This window comes from Streptomyces sp. NBC_00988, from assembly GCF_045162645.1.
In the GTDB taxonomy this organism is placed as follows: Bacteria; Actinomycetota; Actinomycetes; order Streptomycetales; family Streptomycetaceae; genus Streptomyces.
This window is the reverse complement of sequence record NZ_CP108730.1, coordinates 481,308-494,883: the sequence shown is the minus strand read 5'-3', so window position 1 is coordinate 494,883 and position 13,576 is coordinate 481,308. Positions and strand designations below refer to the sequence as shown.

The window sequence follows — 13,576 nt, the reverse complement described above, 5'->3', positions numbered from 1 at the left end:
CCCGGGTGTCCGTCAGCTGACGGAGGGGTTCTGCCCTGGGAACCTCCAGAGCACCCGGACCAGCGGCAGCCGACGGCCAGAAGTTCACCGGGTCTGCACAGACCAGCGTGGGATCCCAACGGGCCAGAGGTCGCGTTTCCGCAAGTCACCGAATTCCGTCGGTAGCCCCACGCCGACGTGGCCCCTGCCGAGCGGTTTCTGAGGGTTCAGGGATGGCCAAGCCGAAAAGCCATACGGGCGACACGTAGGGACTATCGGCTGAGGAAGTAGACGCCGACGGCGGCCACGCCAGTGCCGCCGAGGAACTGGAAGAGCCCTGTCACTCTGAGGAGCAGCGGCCCCGCCGGAGGACTGCCGTAGATATGGGGTGACCTGTTCCGCTGCGTACTCATCGCCTTCGCGTAGAAGCGGGACGCCGCCCTTTTGTAGTCGGTGGCGATGACAGTCCCTGCGCACAGCAGGCCGACCCCCACCAAGTTGAAGAAGACGGCGCCGGCCGTGCTGGGAGAAGCGCTTGCCGGAGCCGAGCCGGCAAGATCCGCGATGGACAGCACGCCGATCATCGTGAGGCAGAGCGATCGACCGGTCAATGATGTGAGCGAGGCGGGACCGTGGGCAACGCGGTCTTTACTCACATCTTTAGGCCAGCAGCTCGGGAAGCTACGGGCATTTAGGGCTTGTTCGATCGCTGGCCTGGGCGAACCGTCATGGTCCGGTCTCGGCGGGCTCCCGAGTGGATTGGTGAGTATCTCGCCGAAGCTCTGCGGATGCTCGCGGCGGGGCGGATCCAGCCCGGTGTGACACAGACCCTCCCGCTGGCCGAGGCGTCTAACTGATCGTTTCAAAATGGTTGGTGTTCACATAGCGGCCTACGGCGTCCGAGGTGGTGGTGGCAGAATGCCGGGGTGGAGTCGATCTTGCGCGCCGCCGGCGAACTGTTGGATGTCGAGTTGTCCGGCCCGGTCGACCTGGGTGGCAGCTCGCGTAGCACCGTGTTGCGTTGTGAAACGGCCGGTGGCGGCAGTGTGATCGTCAAGGCGTTCGGCAACGAGCCGGAGTCCCTGCGTGGCTTCACGGCTGAGGCCGCTGGGCTGTCTCTCGGGATCGCCGGTCCCGAGGTGCTGGGTGTGGACCCCGAGGTTCCCCTGCTGGTCATGGCGGATCTCGGGAACGCGCCTACCCTGGCGGACGTTCTGCTCGGGAGCGATCCGACGGTCGCGGAGAGCGGGTTGCTGGCCTGGGCCCGCGGGCTTGGGCAACTGGCCGCCGCGTCGGTGCACCGGCGTGCCGATCTCGCGCGGCTGTGGTCCCGGTACGACAAGGGCATGCGGTCCTGGGGGGACGAGCCGTGGATCGCGCAGAGGGCCACCGATCTGCTCGCGCTGCTCGACGGCGCCGGAATCGCAGTTCCTCCGGGCCTTGCCGGGGAGTTGGCCCGGATCGGGACAGCGGGTGGGGAGGAGTATCCGGCCTTCACCCCGGGTGACACGTGTCCCGACAACAACCTGCTCACCTCACAGGGGCTGCGGCTGATCGACTTCGAGGCGGCCTGCTACCAGTCGGTGTTCCTGACGGCCGCGTACTGCCGGATGCCGTTCTCCAGCTGCTGGTGCGTCTTCACCCTGCCGGCCGGGATCGCCGCGGAGATCGAGCAGGCGTATCGCGCGGAGGTCGTCGGTGTGTACCCGGCGCTGGCCGAGGACGAGGTGTGGCAGGCCGGCATGCGGCAGGCCATAGCGGTCTGGACGATGGACGCGACGGTGAGGATGCTTCCTCGCGCCGTGGAGGACGAGCCGCTGCACCGGACTCGGCGTCCGGTCCCGACGAGGCGTCAGGTGCTGAGGCATCGCTGGGAGGTGGCGAGCACGCTGGAGGAGTTCCCGGCGTTCGCGGAGACGATGCGGTTGTTGTTGCGTGAGGTCGCCGGAGGCTGGGAGGTGGCCCCGCTGCCGGGGTATCCGGCTTTCGGGAACCGAGGGGAGAGTCGGTCGTTTCAGGCACCGGCCGATGTGACGACTTCCGGCTGAAGGTACGTCGGGGCAGGATCTGCCGAATGTCTGCCGATCTTGTTCCTGATGACCTGTGGGAGCGGATAGTTCCGTTGCTCCCGCCGCGGCGTTCTCGGCGGTACCGCAATCCTGGGCGGTTGCCGGTACCGGACCGAGTTGCTCTGGCCGGCATCGTCTACGTGCTGCGGAAGGGCGTCGCGTGGCGGGATGTTCCTGCTCAGGTCGTCGGCTGCTCAGGGGTGACAAGTTGGCGTCGGCTTCGGGACTGGACCGAGGCCGGTGTCTGGCCCCGCCTCCACAACGCTCTCCTCGGTGAATTGAGAGCATGGGGACTGCTCGCGATGGACGACACCGCGATTGACGGCTCTCACGTCCGCGCTCTGAAGGAGGGAGACCATGTCGGTCCCTCACCTGTCGATCGTGCGCGTCCTGGCTCCAAGCACCATGTGATCGTCGACCAGCACGGCACTCCACTGGCCGTCTCCGTGACCGGGGGAAATCGGTACGACGTCACGCAGCTGATCCCGTTACTGGAAGCGATCCCACGTATCCGGGGATTGCGCGGTCGCCCCCGCAATCGGCCCAAACGGCTGTACGCCGACCGCGGCTACGACTTCGACAAGTACCGCCGCCTGTTGTGGGCGCGCGGGATCAAGCCCGTCATCGCCAGACGCGGGGTCGCACACGGCTCGGGCCTTGGGCGCACCAGGTGGGTAGTCGAGCGCACATTCGCCTGGCTCCATCAGTTCAAACGGCTGCGGATCCGCTACGAGCGCCGTGCCGATCTCCACCAGGGGCTGCTAGAGCTGGCCTGCGGAATCATCTGCCTTCGCCGACTCCGGAAGGCATTCTGAAACGATCAGTAACAGGCAGTCTCATTTGGCATGCCCGTTAGGTTGCTGCGGTGGGGATCATTGAGCGGCTGGTGCCGGATGCGCTGGGGGAGTTGTTCCAGCGGGTGGTGTCGGAGGCGCCGACCCGACCGCAGGGCGGAGGTCGCCGTCGGCATGGTGACCGGGAGGTGCTGGCTGCGATCGTGTTCGTAGCCACGTCAGGCTGCACCTAGAAGCAGTTGCCGTCCGCCTCGTTCGGGCCGTCGGGAGCCACGGCTCACCGGTGCTTCACGGAGTGGTCGGGGGCCAGGGTATGGGCGAAGCTCCACCGCCTGGTCCTCGACGAGCTCGGCTCCTGCGGCGAGCTCGACTGGTCCCGCTGCGCAATCGACTCCGTGAACATGCGAGCCCTGAAAAGGGGGGACCTGACAGGCCCGAATCCTGTGGACCGAGGCAAGTACGGCTCAAAGATCCACTTGATCACCGAGCGGACCGGTCTGCCCCTGTCCGTCGGCATCTCCGGCGCGAACACGCACGACAGCCAAGCCCTCATCCCGCTGGTCCAGGGAATACCGCCGATCAGGTCCCGGTGCGGCCGACGGCGACGCTGGCCCGGCAAGCTCCATGGCGACAAGGGCTACGACTACAACCACCTGCGGCGATGGTTACGCAGCCGCGGAATCACACCCCGGATCGCACGCAAGGGAAAAGACTCCAGCGAACGGCTGGGCCGACACCGCTGGACCGTCGAACGCACCATGGCCTGGCTCGCCGGATGCCGACGCCTCCACCGTCGCTACGAACGCAAGGCCAGCCACTTCCTGGCCTTCACCAGCATCGCCTGCACCCTCATCTGCTACCGCCGGCTTGCCCAAGCAGGCGCCTCCTAGCTACGAGGCGTCGGCGTAGGCGAGGTGGACGCCGCAAACAGCGCAGCGGAAAAGCGTTGCAGCAGCTCTTCGCCGCGGGCCTGCCGAGCAGGTCCGTGCGCGAGGTGCTGCCGTGTGTGTACTCCGGCACGGTGGCGCCCGGGCTCTTGAACCACCCGGAGGCCGAGCGCGCGCGGATCAGCGAGCGCATCACCGACTTGCAAGCGGCGCGCGACCGGCTCGACACCGTGATCGCCAACACCCGCAACCCGCCCGCGGAATGCCTCCAACCCCGGGACTGACTTGGGTACCGGACGCCGGCCAGACCGCGCCGCATGAGCACCACGTCGCCTGGTGTAATCCCGGGCTGATGCCACCCAACTCGGACAAGGAATTACTACTGAACACGCTTACGTGCTCAACGTCGGACTCGACCTGCGTGCGGTCGCCGACCCGGACGACCCGGCCGAAGACCTCCTGACCGTGGACAGCGCCCAAGTACAGGCAGGACTCGACAAAGCCGCCGCCGCTCGCGCCACGGCATCATCGATATTCCTATGGCAAGCGGTCGGCGGCAGAGGCTGGTGAGCGCGAGCGCCCGGGGGGCGCCGGCACCGGCGTCAAGTCCAAGCTCACCCTGGCGGAAAGGATCCTGGTACCGTGCCTCACCTGCACAAACTCGCCATCCTGGCCTTCTTGGGCCAGTTCTTCGGCGTCACCGCCATGACTATCAGCCGAGCAGGCCGAGAAGTTCAGCCACTCCAAGCAAGCCCACGGGCGCCAGGTCAAGGCCTCCACCACCCGCTTCCGGACACCTGCCTCCTACGGGTTGCAGCACGGGCTCAGCTCGGTTCGCACGACCCGGTCGGGATGCTGATGTCGTGCTGCTTCGGGGCCGTCAGCCGGCCCGGGGCGGCACCGGCTCGCTGTTCTTCTCCGTTTCGATGACGTGGACGCACCGGTTGAGGGCGGCGGCCATGTAGCGGCGCCAGAGCGGGGTGAAGGGGCCGGCGAGGATCCAGCGTCGGCCGGGCAGCGGCTTGAACTCGTAGGTCCAGCGGATGAGTGTGCCGTCGCCGTCGGGGTTGACGTTGAACTCGCCCCGGGCTCCGGCCGCGAGGCGGGAGAGGATGTTGGTGAAGTTGGTCAGCTGGTAGGCGAAGCTGGATCCGGGCGTGTACTCGGTGAGTTCTTCATGGGCCTGGGAGCCGTCGTCGAACTGCGGATTCCTTCGGGCGCCCGCGTGGTCCCAGGCCTCGGTCTGGTTCTTCACACCGCTGATCCCGGGAAACGGGAAGACCGGGCGGAAGACGGCGGGAAGGTCGATGGGGGTCAGGATGCGGAAGGCGTCCTGGGGCGCCGTGAGAGTTCGCTGCTGGACGGTGATGGTGACGGTCTTGTCGTCGGGCTTGATGAGGAGAGTGGTCATGGTTCAGCTCGCAGCGGTGGTGGTGAGGGCCGGGTAGTCGGTGTAGCCGCGGTGGTCGCCGCCGTAGAAGGTGACCGGGTCGGGCTCGTTGAGGGGCGCACCCGTGCGGATGCGGTGGGGCAGGTCGGGGTTGGCCAGTGCTGTGGCGCCGACCGTGACGACGTCGGCCAGACCGGAGTCGAGATCGGCGAAGCGAGTGTCGAGCGGGGTGCCGGCGCGGTTGACGATCAGTGCGGTGGACCACTGCTGGCGCATCCGCTGGAGGAGTTCTTCGTCAGGCCCTTGGATGACGTGCAGGTAGGCGAGGCCGAGCGGGTCGACGGTGTCGAGCAGTGCCGGGTAGACGTCGTGGGTGTCGTGCTCGGTGATGTCGTTGTAGGGGTTGCCGGGGGAGATGCGCAGGCCGGTCCGGTTGGCGCCGATCTCGGAGGCGACCGCAGATGTCACCTCGGCGGTGAAGCGGATGCGGTTGGTGACGGAGCCGCCGAACTGGTCGGTGCGGTGGTTGGCATTGGCTGAGAGGAACTGGTGGAGGAGGTAGCCGTTGGCGCCGTGGATCTCGACGCCGTCGAACCCGGCGGCGACGGCCGCCGCCGCCGCGTAGCGGAACTCGTCGACGACACCGGTGATCTCGTCGGCGGTGAGGGCCCGCGGGACGGGCATCTCCTGGGGGCCGCCGGTGGTGAACATGACGCCCTTGGGCTGTATGGCCGAAGGGGCGACGGGCGTGCGCTGGTGCGGAGTGTTGTCCGGGTGGGAGATACGGCCGGTGTGCATGAGCTGGACCACGATGCGGCCGCCTTCGGCGTGCACGGCGTCGGTGACCTTGCGCCAGCCGGCGATGTGTGCGTCGGTGTAGATGCCCGGGGTCAGCAGGTAGCCCTGGCCGTCGTCGGAGGGCTGGGTGCCTTCGGTGATGATCAGGGCCATCGAGGCCCGCTGCCGGTAGTACTCGACGTTGAGCTCGCTGGGTGCACCGTCCGTCAGGGAGCGGTCGCGGGTCATGGGTGCCATGGCCAGCCGGTGCGGCAGTTCCATGGCCCCGATGGTGAAGGGGGTCCAAAGCGTCACGGGATGTCGCTTTCTGCTGTTCAGAGCTGTCAGAGGAGCGGTAAGGGGTCAGAGGGAGGCGAGGACGCGGACGCGGTCGGCGATGGCGCGGCGAGCAACGTCGGTGGTGAAGGCGATGGAGTCGAATTCGTGCGGGACACCGGGGTGCAGGTGGAACTCCACAGGGACGCCGGCCCGGCTGAGCTTGGTCGCGTAGGAGAGGTCCTCGTCGCGGAAGGCATCGAGCTGGCCGACCTCGATGTAGGCCGGGGGCAGGCCGGTCGCGTCCTCGAGCCGGGCGGGAGCTGCCGTGGCGGGCACGTCCGGCCTGCCCGCCGCCTCGCCGAGCAGCGCCGGCCACGCGGTGCGGCTGTCGTTGTAGGACCACAGCAGGTACGGCTCGATGTACGGGTCGGGCGTGGTGGTGCGGTCGTCGAGCATCGGCATGAGCAGGATCTGCCGGGCGATTGCCGGACCGCCGCGCTCCCGGGTGAGGATCGACAGAGCCGCGGCCAGTCCGCCCCCGGCGCTGTCGCCCATCACTGCGATCCGGCCCCGGTCGACGCCTAGTTCGTCGGCGTGTTCGTGCAGCCAGCGCAGGGCGGCGTAGGCGTCCTCGACCGGCGTGGGGAACGGATGCTCGGGGGCCCGGCGGTATTCGACCGACAGCATCGGCACCCCGCTGGCGGAGACGTAGCGCGAGACCGGTCCGTCGAACAGGTCGATGTGGCCGAAGATGTAGCCGCCGCCGTGGAAGAACAGCACCGCCGGGCCCGCTGCGGCGCCGGTCTTGGCGTACCAGCGCATGGTGATCTGTGTGCCGTCGTCGGCGGTTGCGTGGTGCTCGGCGGTCGTGACGTCGGTCGGGATCGGCTGGGCCGCCGAGGCGGCACCGATGATCGGCTCCCATATGGCGCGGCGTGCGGGCACGTCGCCTACCGCCGGGGGTGTGGCGTGCGCCATGGCCTCGGCCATGGGGGCGTAAACCTGGGCGAACTCGGGGTCGAAACCGAGTGACATGGCTGTCCTATCTTTTGTTGGCTCATGGGTCTGAGCTGGTGTGATGTGGAGGAGCGGTGGAGTCCCAGGCCAGGATTCGGCTGCGGCCGGCATGAATGTGCTGGAGCTGCGCTCTGCCAGGTCTGGCAGAGCGCAGTCCTCGGCGATGGCTCGACGGCTTGTAGGGAGACGCGACGCGATCGCCGTGCCGGAGAAGGTCGCCTAGGTGAGAGAGGCGGCGGAGGGAACGACGAGGACCTTGCCGGAGAGCGCGCCTTCTGCGGCCTCCGCGTGCAGCGCCGGCAGCTCGGCCAGCGGCACCCGTCGAGCGATGTCGACGTGCAGCGCTCCGGAGTCGACCAGCGTCACCAGCCTCGCCAGCTGCGCGGCGTCGCTGTTGACGAAGAGGTTGACGCCGCGCACGCCGCGTTCCTCGTCGGAAGGCGCGGGCATCCACACCGTCGTGTTGACCACGATGCCGCTGTCGCGGACCACGGAGGTCAGCGCGGCCAATTGCATCGGATCGACCGGCGCGAGGTTGAGCACGACGTCGACAAGCGCGGACAGCTCGGGGACCCCGTGGCCGAACACCTCATCGGCACCCGCCGTCCTGACGCGATCACTGCTGCGCGGCCCGGCCGTGGCGATCACGTGTGCGCCGGCGTGCTTGGCCAGCTGGACGGCGTAGCCGCCGACCGCGCCGCCCGCACCGTTGATCAGCACCCGCTGGCCGGCAGTCAGCTTGGCGTGGTCGAAGAGGGCCTGCCAGGCGGTGAGCCCGACCAGTGGCAGTCCGCCCGCATCGGCCAGCGGGATGCTCGCGGGCGCCGCCGTCAGCAGGCCGGCCGGGGCGAGCACGTACTCCGCCGCAGCGCCGGCACCGGTCATCGGCAGGAAGCCGACAACCTGGTCACCCACCCTGACCCTGTCCGCGCCCTCGCCCAGCGCGTCGACCGTGCCCGCGACGTCGATGCCGGGGGTGTGCGGCAGGGCCACCGGGATGGGGCCCCGCATGAAGCCCGCGCGGATGTTGCCGTCGACCGGGTTGAACGATGTCGCGGCCACCCGGATCCGGACCTCCCCGGCTGCGGGGACCGGCTCTTCCACGTCCTCGTAACGCAAGACGTCCGGAGAACCGTACTCATAGAAACGCACTGCTTTCATGACAAATGCCACCTTTCGTGACAGAGAGTGTGCTTCGAATTTGAAGCATTGTGAAACCTGGGCACGCCTGGGCTATCGAGACAGTGCCTTCAGGTGGGTGAGGGAAGACAGCCGCTATGCGGCTCTCAGGAGCTGAAGCTTGCCGTGGCTCGGAGAACCGGGCACGGCGGTGAACACCAGGAGCGTCTGATGCTGCTCCGGATCCAACAGCATCTCGGCGTACAGCTCCAGCTCCCCCAACTCGGGGTGCAGGTAGCGCTTGAGGTCGTGATGATGAGTCACTCCCACCTCGTGCAACCGCCAGATGTTCGCGAACTCGGAGCTGGCCTCCAGCAGCGCCGCGACGATCTCGCCGGCCCTCCCGGTGGGATCCGCCGTGTACGCGTCCCGGATCTCCGCGGCGAAGACCCTGCCCCGTATCGGATGGTCCTCGACGGGGTACAGGCCACGGACCCGCCGATCACCGGTGAACCAGCGGTAGACCAGATAACGGGACAAGCCCGAGTACTGGGTGTAGTCACCGAGCAGAGCGACCGCCGGGCGCGTCTGCAGCAATGCCTCGCCGAGCCGTGACAGCACGATCGCGGGCACGTCCGAGAGACCGGCGACGATCCGCAGCATCGTGGGACCGATGTAATCGTCCCGAAGAACCCGCTGCGGCGCCGGGATCCCACCCAGGATGAAGACGTGGTCACGCTCGCTCTCGTTGAGACGCAGCGCCCGGGCGAGCGCGACGAGCATCCGCTCCGACGGCGCCGGACCTCGCTGCTGCTCGATTCGGCTGTAGTAGTCGGCCGACATCCCGGCCAGCGCCGCCACCTCCTCGCGCCGCAGCCCGCCGGTGCGGCGCCGCTGCCCGCGGGGAAGCCCGACATCCTCCGGCTGCAACGCCTCACGACGCGCTCGGAGAAAATCCGCCAGCAACGCCCGGTCCATCGTCCGACCTCCTCTGTTCGACAGGACAATCTTGACGCGAACCCGGAAGCGGATGAAGGGCGGCTTTAACCGCGGACAAGTTGTCCCTGGCTAGTGCTGTCACCACATAGGTTCGCCGAGGCGGCGGCCACGGCGGTTGCACGTCCGGTGAAGTCCGATCCGACCGCTGGGGGTGTGGTGGCTGAGACTGCTCCGCGTGCGCAGGTTGACCGACCAAGAAGGGCACAAGCGTCGTCTGCGGACGCAGTGCCTTTCCAACGGTGGAGCAGGACGCGGTAAGCCGGGCCGGCGGCGACAGTCGCCGGTGCACCGTAACGAGGACAGCAGGCTGAGTCGTCAGGTCGGCCGGCGTGCGAATTGCTCGGTGTTGCTTCTTGAAGGCGCGGATGAAGTGGCTGCTGTCGGTGAAGTGCCGGCACACGGCAACCTCGGACACGGTGAGACGTGATTCGAGGCAGTGAGTGCCGTGGCGGCTTCCTCCAGCTGTCGCCGGCGTCTGTAGTTGCTGAACGACTCGCCCAGACTCGCGAAGGCCCGCTGCGGACGTACAGGTGCGCGGCGATGGTGGCGGGCGACAGGTCGACGTCGGCGAGGCGGGTGTCGGCCAGGTTCTTGGCCGCTTGGGCCAGCGCCGGGGTGAAGGTGGGTTCGCGGTCGTCGACGTGGTCGAGAAGCAGTCCCTTGGCCGGTTCGAGCAGGGCGTTGCGGAACGCGTAGGCGGCCCCCTGGGCCGAGGTCGCTCACGGTCCGCTGGACCATGGTGGTGTGTGCCAGGAGGACCTGCGCCGCGGGCGAGGTGGCCCGACCGGCGCGTGGTTTCCCGGCGACCAGGGACCGCAGGGCGTCGCCGGGGAAGATGAAGAGGCGGTTGCCGATCTCGGGGGCGGTGTGGAGGTGGTTCTCCATCACGACGTGGTGCATGAAGTAGGTGCCGGCCGAGATGTGGGCGTCACCGCCCTGGTCGTGCGGGTCCCGCATGGGCATCGCACCTCGCAGCCCGACGTACAGCCCGACGTACAGCCCGACGTACAGCCCGACGTACAGCCCGATGTACAGCCTGATGTGGTCGTGCTCGTGCGTACCGACCGCCTGGGTGCTTACGGATGAGGAGCCCCAGAGTTCGTTGACGACCGTGTCCTGCAGGTTTACCGAGCGCATGGTTCCCTGGAAGCCGTCGACCGTAGAAGCGGTGAATTCTGGCAGTACAGGTCTCCCACGCGGTCGTTCCAGGTGTCGGTTAGCGGCTCCCACGTTCTGCGGCCGGTTCCGGTGGTGTCGGCGTCGGCGGTGAATGTGCCCACCTTGTCGCTCGGTCCAGGGACACACGGTCTGCGGCTCATCGTCCTCCACGCCGATGAGCATGTCGCTGGAATCCCATCTGGTGTCGCAAACGTCCCGTGGCCCGGCCGATGAGGCGGGAACAGGAGGCTCAGCGGGCCAGCCGGTGCACTTCCTGGCCTTCACCAGCATCGCCTGCACCCTCATTTGCTACCGCAGACTCGCCACATGAGATGACGTCTAAGGCACACCACCCGCTGGAGACCGGCACGGGCCGAGGCAAGATCCTTCTCTCCCTCGCCTGACCACACCCGGACCGTTTGGCGAGAGCAGAAACCGCCGGATCAGGGTTCGGCACGTGCAGGAGCCGGAGACGACGGTGGGGTTGCTGAACCCGGGCTTCATGGCGTCGTCGGGCACGGAGAACTCGAATCCGCTCCATGCGGCAGGGCGGGTCGGCGGATCCGGTGTCTGACACGGTCGGCGCGACCTGGCCTGTATTCTTGATCCACTTTGCCTGGGATGTCGTCGAGGCTCGGTTGATCACCGACGGGCGGGAGGAGACGGGGTGGCGGACAGGGACAACGAGGTCGGGAGACGCCGGACTCGCGGTATCGAGGGACACGAGGCCGCAGTTCGAAGGGCTCGTCGTTGAGAGGGCGAGGACCGCACTCCGGATGCGTCGCGCGGGAGCCGCGTCGTGGACATCGGCAGCCCGACCGTCGCGGGCCAGCACGCCCCCGCGATCCGCTTAGCGGTTTGCGCACGAGCCGCCGATCGCGTCCGGTCGAGGACGAGGCGGGGCACACCGCGTAGGTTTCATGGACACCGACATGAATCGCCGGCGTGACGGACAGACGAAGCACCCGCCGCGCGATCGCGGCCGTCCGCCTCATCCATGACGGGGAATCGACATTGAACGAGACCAGAACGACGCGTGCGACGGAACGCCACGGACCCGACAAGGGTCTCGGCTCGGCGCGAGCCCTGGCCCGTCTCGCCCTGCTGTGCATCGCGGGCGCAGTGGCCGCAGTGGTGGCCGGCACGAACCATTGGTTCATCCTGCTGCTGGGCCTGGCGGGTCTCGGATTGACCGGCGCGGGCTTGTGGTGGGCGTTGGCGCACCGTGGATTCGCCCGGCTCCTCGGTGCCCTTTTGGCGATCACCGCACCCGTCGGCGTCCTGGTGGTGTACGCCGTGTCGGGCCTGTGGGTGGTCGCGGTGGTCGCCCTCGCGGCGTGGACGGCCGCGCTCGGCTGCGCGCGGAGTGCCCTGCGCCGGCTGCGTAAGCCGCACGGCATGCACACCCGCACGGTGCGCCCGCCCCGCCGGGCCGTGCTGATCATGAATCCGAAGTCGGGCGGCGGGAAGGTCGTGCAGTACGGACTCGTGGAGCGGGCCGAGGCACTGGGCGCGCGAGTGATCCTTCTCGACCTCGACACGGATCCGGATCCGGTGGCACTGGCCCGGCAGGCCGTAGCCGAAGGAGCCGACCTGCTCGGTGTGGCCGGCGGCGACGGCACCCAGGCCCTGGTGGCGGGAGTCGCCGCCGAACACGGTCTGCCGTTCATGGTCGTGACGGCCGGCACCCGCAACCACTTCGCCATGGACCTCGGCCTGGACCGGGACGATCCGGTGAGCAGCCTGGACGCGCTCTCGGACGGTGCGGAACTCCGCGTCGACCTCGGAGACATCGCCGGCCGGCCTTTCGTCAACACCGCCTCGTTCGGTACGTACGCGCACATCGTGCAGAACCCCGACTACCGCGACGCCAAAGCGGTCACCGCGCTCGACCAGTTGCCGGACCTGCTGGCGGGCGAGGCGGGCGCCGCACTCAGTGCCCGGACCGACGAGGAGCGGTTGGAGGCCCCGCAGGCGGTGTTGGTCAGCAACAACCCCTACGCACGGGCCGACCCCCTGACCGGTGGCCGCCGGGAACGGCTCGACACGGGCGAGCTCGGCGTGATCGCGGTCCAGGTCGGGGGCGCCGTACAGGCCGCCGAACTGGCGCTGTTGGGGGAGCGGGCCAGCGGCATCACGGTTCTGACGTCCCGCAGCGTCGTCGTGGAGTCCGACGAGGAGGCGATCCCGGTGGCCGTGGACGGCGAGGCACTCGTCCTGCCTCCGCCCGTCGTGTGCTCCATACGGCCCGGCGTGCTGCGGGTCCGCGTGCCACGGGAACGTCCCGGGGCACCGTACGTCGCACCGACCGTCGACTGGTACCGCGTGATACGCCTCGCCTTCGACCTGTCGCCCCACGCACGCGAGAGCCACGACCGAGCAGCCCCCTCACGCGACAAGAACCAGGAGCAGAGCGATGATTGACCGTCGGACTCGCCACCAACGAGTACCCCAGGGTTTGCTGCGCGACCTCGCCAGCCTCGACCAGGCCCTCTACGAGGCCGTGACGGTCACCAGCACACCCGCACTGGACTCGGCACTGCGCCGACTGTCCGCGGCGGCTGATCACTCCAAGATCTCCCTTCTGATCGCCGCCACCCTGGCCCTGCGCCCCGGCCGCTCCCGCCGCGCCGCGGTGCTCGGCGTGGCAGCGATCGGCGTCGCGTCCACCACGGCCAACCTCCTGGGCAAGCGTCTTGTACGGCGGCCACGCCCGCACCGTGCCGAGGACTCGCCGTTCCCGGGTCGGCACGTCCCCATGCCGGCGTCCGCGTCGTTCCCCTCCGGTCACACGGCGTCCGCCGTCGCCTTCGCCGCGGCGGTCGGGCCCGCGTTCCCGGCCGTCACGGTCCCCCTCGGACTGCTGGCCTGTGCCGTGGGCTACTCGCGCGTCCACACCGGGGTGCACTACCCGGGCGACGTGGTCGCCGGCGCCGTCCTCGGAACGGGCGCGGCCGCGGCCGTCCTGGCGGTGGCCGCACACCGGGACGGCTCGGTCGGCGGCAGAGCTGTGCGCCTCACCTGTGGGTCTTCTGCCCGGTGATCGCCCGTTGTCCGGGCGCTCGGGTATCCGGACGGCAGGCAGCTCCCGATACCCGGATCACCTCA

The 13,576-nt window shown here is 68.6% G+C and carries 13 protein-coding genes and 1 pseudogene; 8 read left to right on the top strand and 6 right to left on the bottom strand.

Annotation, left to right across the window (positions count from 1 at the left end):
• Positions 1 to 251: 251 nt before the first annotated feature.
• Positions 252 to 554 carry a hypothetical protein gene (locus tag OG496_RS02345; RefSeq protein ID WP_405969326.1) on the bottom strand — a complete coding sequence of 101 codons (303 nt, stop codon included), beginning with the start codon at positions 552 to 554 and terminating at the stop codon, positions 252 to 254.
• A 351-nt stretch (positions 555 to 905) separates the two neighbouring features.
• Here OG496_RS02345 and OG496_RS02340 point away from each other — a divergent pair, with 351 nt between their 5' ends.
• The 5 genes and pseudogenes from OG496_RS02340 to OG496_RS02320 all read left to right on the top strand — a co-directional run bounded on the left by OG496_RS02340 (position 906) and on the right by OG496_RS02320 (position 4,299).
• Positions 906 to 2,027, top strand: a complete 1,122-nt coding sequence (locus tag OG496_RS02340; protein WP_405969325.1) for a hypothetical protein — start codon at positions 906 to 908, stop codon at positions 2,025 to 2,027.
• Between the two features lie 26 nt (positions 2,028 to 2,053).
• Positions 2,054 to 2,863: an IS5 family transposase gene (locus OG496_RS02335; RefSeq protein ID WP_405969324.1), complete on the top strand. Its 810-nt coding sequence runs from the start codon at positions 2,054 to 2,056 to the stop codon at positions 2,861 to 2,863.
• A gap of 56 nt (positions 2,864 to 2,919) precedes the next feature.
• Positions 2,920 to 3,732, top strand: a pseudogene (locus OG496_RS02330) (IS5 family transposase).
• 56 nt (positions 3,733 to 3,788) lie between these two features.
• Positions 3,789 to 4,013 (top strand): hypothetical protein, encoded by a 225-nt coding sequence (locus OG496_RS02325; protein WP_405969323.1) that lies wholly within the window; start codon positions 3,789 to 3,791, stop codon positions 4,011 to 4,013.
• 112 nt (positions 4,014 to 4,125) lie between these two features.
• Positions 4,126 to 4,299, top strand: coding sequence for a hypothetical protein (locus tag OG496_RS02320; protein ID WP_405969322.1), 174 nt, complete (start codon positions 4,126 to 4,128; stop codon positions 4,297 to 4,299).
• Between the two features lie 310 nt (positions 4,300 to 4,609).
• Here OG496_RS02320 and OG496_RS02315 read toward each other — a convergent pair whose 3' ends face one another.
• From OG496_RS02315 to OG496_RS02295, 5 genes are all read right to left on the bottom strand, one after another.
• On the bottom strand, positions 4,610 to 5,140 hold the full coding sequence (locus tag OG496_RS02315; RefSeq protein WP_405969321.1) for an SRPBCC family protein: 531 nt from the start codon (positions 5,138 to 5,140) through the stop codon (positions 4,610 to 4,612).
• A 3-nt stretch (positions 5,141 to 5,143) separates the two neighbouring features.
• On the bottom strand, positions 5,144 to 6,211 hold the full coding sequence (locus OG496_RS02310) for an alkene reductase (protein WP_405969320.1): 1,068 nt from the start codon (positions 6,209 to 6,211) through the stop codon (positions 5,144 to 5,146).
• A gap of 48 nt (positions 6,212 to 6,259) precedes the next feature.
• Entirely contained in the window at positions 6,260 to 7,210 is a 951-nt protein-coding gene (locus tag OG496_RS02305; RefSeq protein WP_405969319.1) for an alpha/beta hydrolase, read from the bottom strand.
• Positions 7,211 to 7,411: 201 nt separating this feature from the next.
• Positions 7,412 to 8,353 (bottom strand): NADP-dependent oxidoreductase, encoded by a 942-nt coding sequence (locus OG496_RS02300; RefSeq protein ID WP_405969318.1) that lies wholly within the window; start codon positions 8,351 to 8,353, stop codon positions 7,412 to 7,414.
• A gap of 114 nt (positions 8,354 to 8,467) precedes the next feature.
• The gene (locus OG496_RS02295) at positions 8,468 to 9,289 is read right to left on the bottom strand and encodes a helix-turn-helix transcriptional regulator (RefSeq protein WP_405969317.1); all 822 of its coding nucleotides are present in this window, start codon (positions 9,287 to 9,289) and stop codon (positions 8,468 to 8,470) included.
• Between the two features lie 765 nt (positions 9,290 to 10,054).
• On the opposite strand from OG496_RS02295, the gene OG496_RS02290 reads away from it, so the two are divergent.
• From OG496_RS02290 to OG496_RS02280, 3 genes are all read left to right on the top strand, one after another.
• Complete coding sequence (locus OG496_RS02290; RefSeq protein ID WP_405969316.1) at positions 10,055 to 10,396, top strand: hypothetical protein; 342 nt, start codon at positions 10,055 to 10,057, stop codon at positions 10,394 to 10,396.
• Positions 10,397 to 11,482: 1,086 nt separating this feature from the next.
• Positions 11,483 to 12,892: a diacylglycerol/lipid kinase family protein gene (locus OG496_RS02285; protein ID WP_405969315.1), complete on the top strand. Its 1,410-nt coding sequence runs from the start codon at positions 11,483 to 11,485 to the stop codon at positions 12,890 to 12,892.
• Positions 12,885 to 13,511 (top strand): phosphatase PAP2 family protein, encoded by a 627-nt coding sequence (locus tag OG496_RS02280; RefSeq protein WP_405969314.1) that lies wholly within the window; start codon positions 12,885 to 12,887, stop codon positions 13,509 to 13,511. The genes OG496_RS02285 and OG496_RS02280 overlap by 8 nt, the downstream gene beginning before the upstream one ends.
• Positions 13,512 to 13,576: the final 65 nt, after the last annotated feature.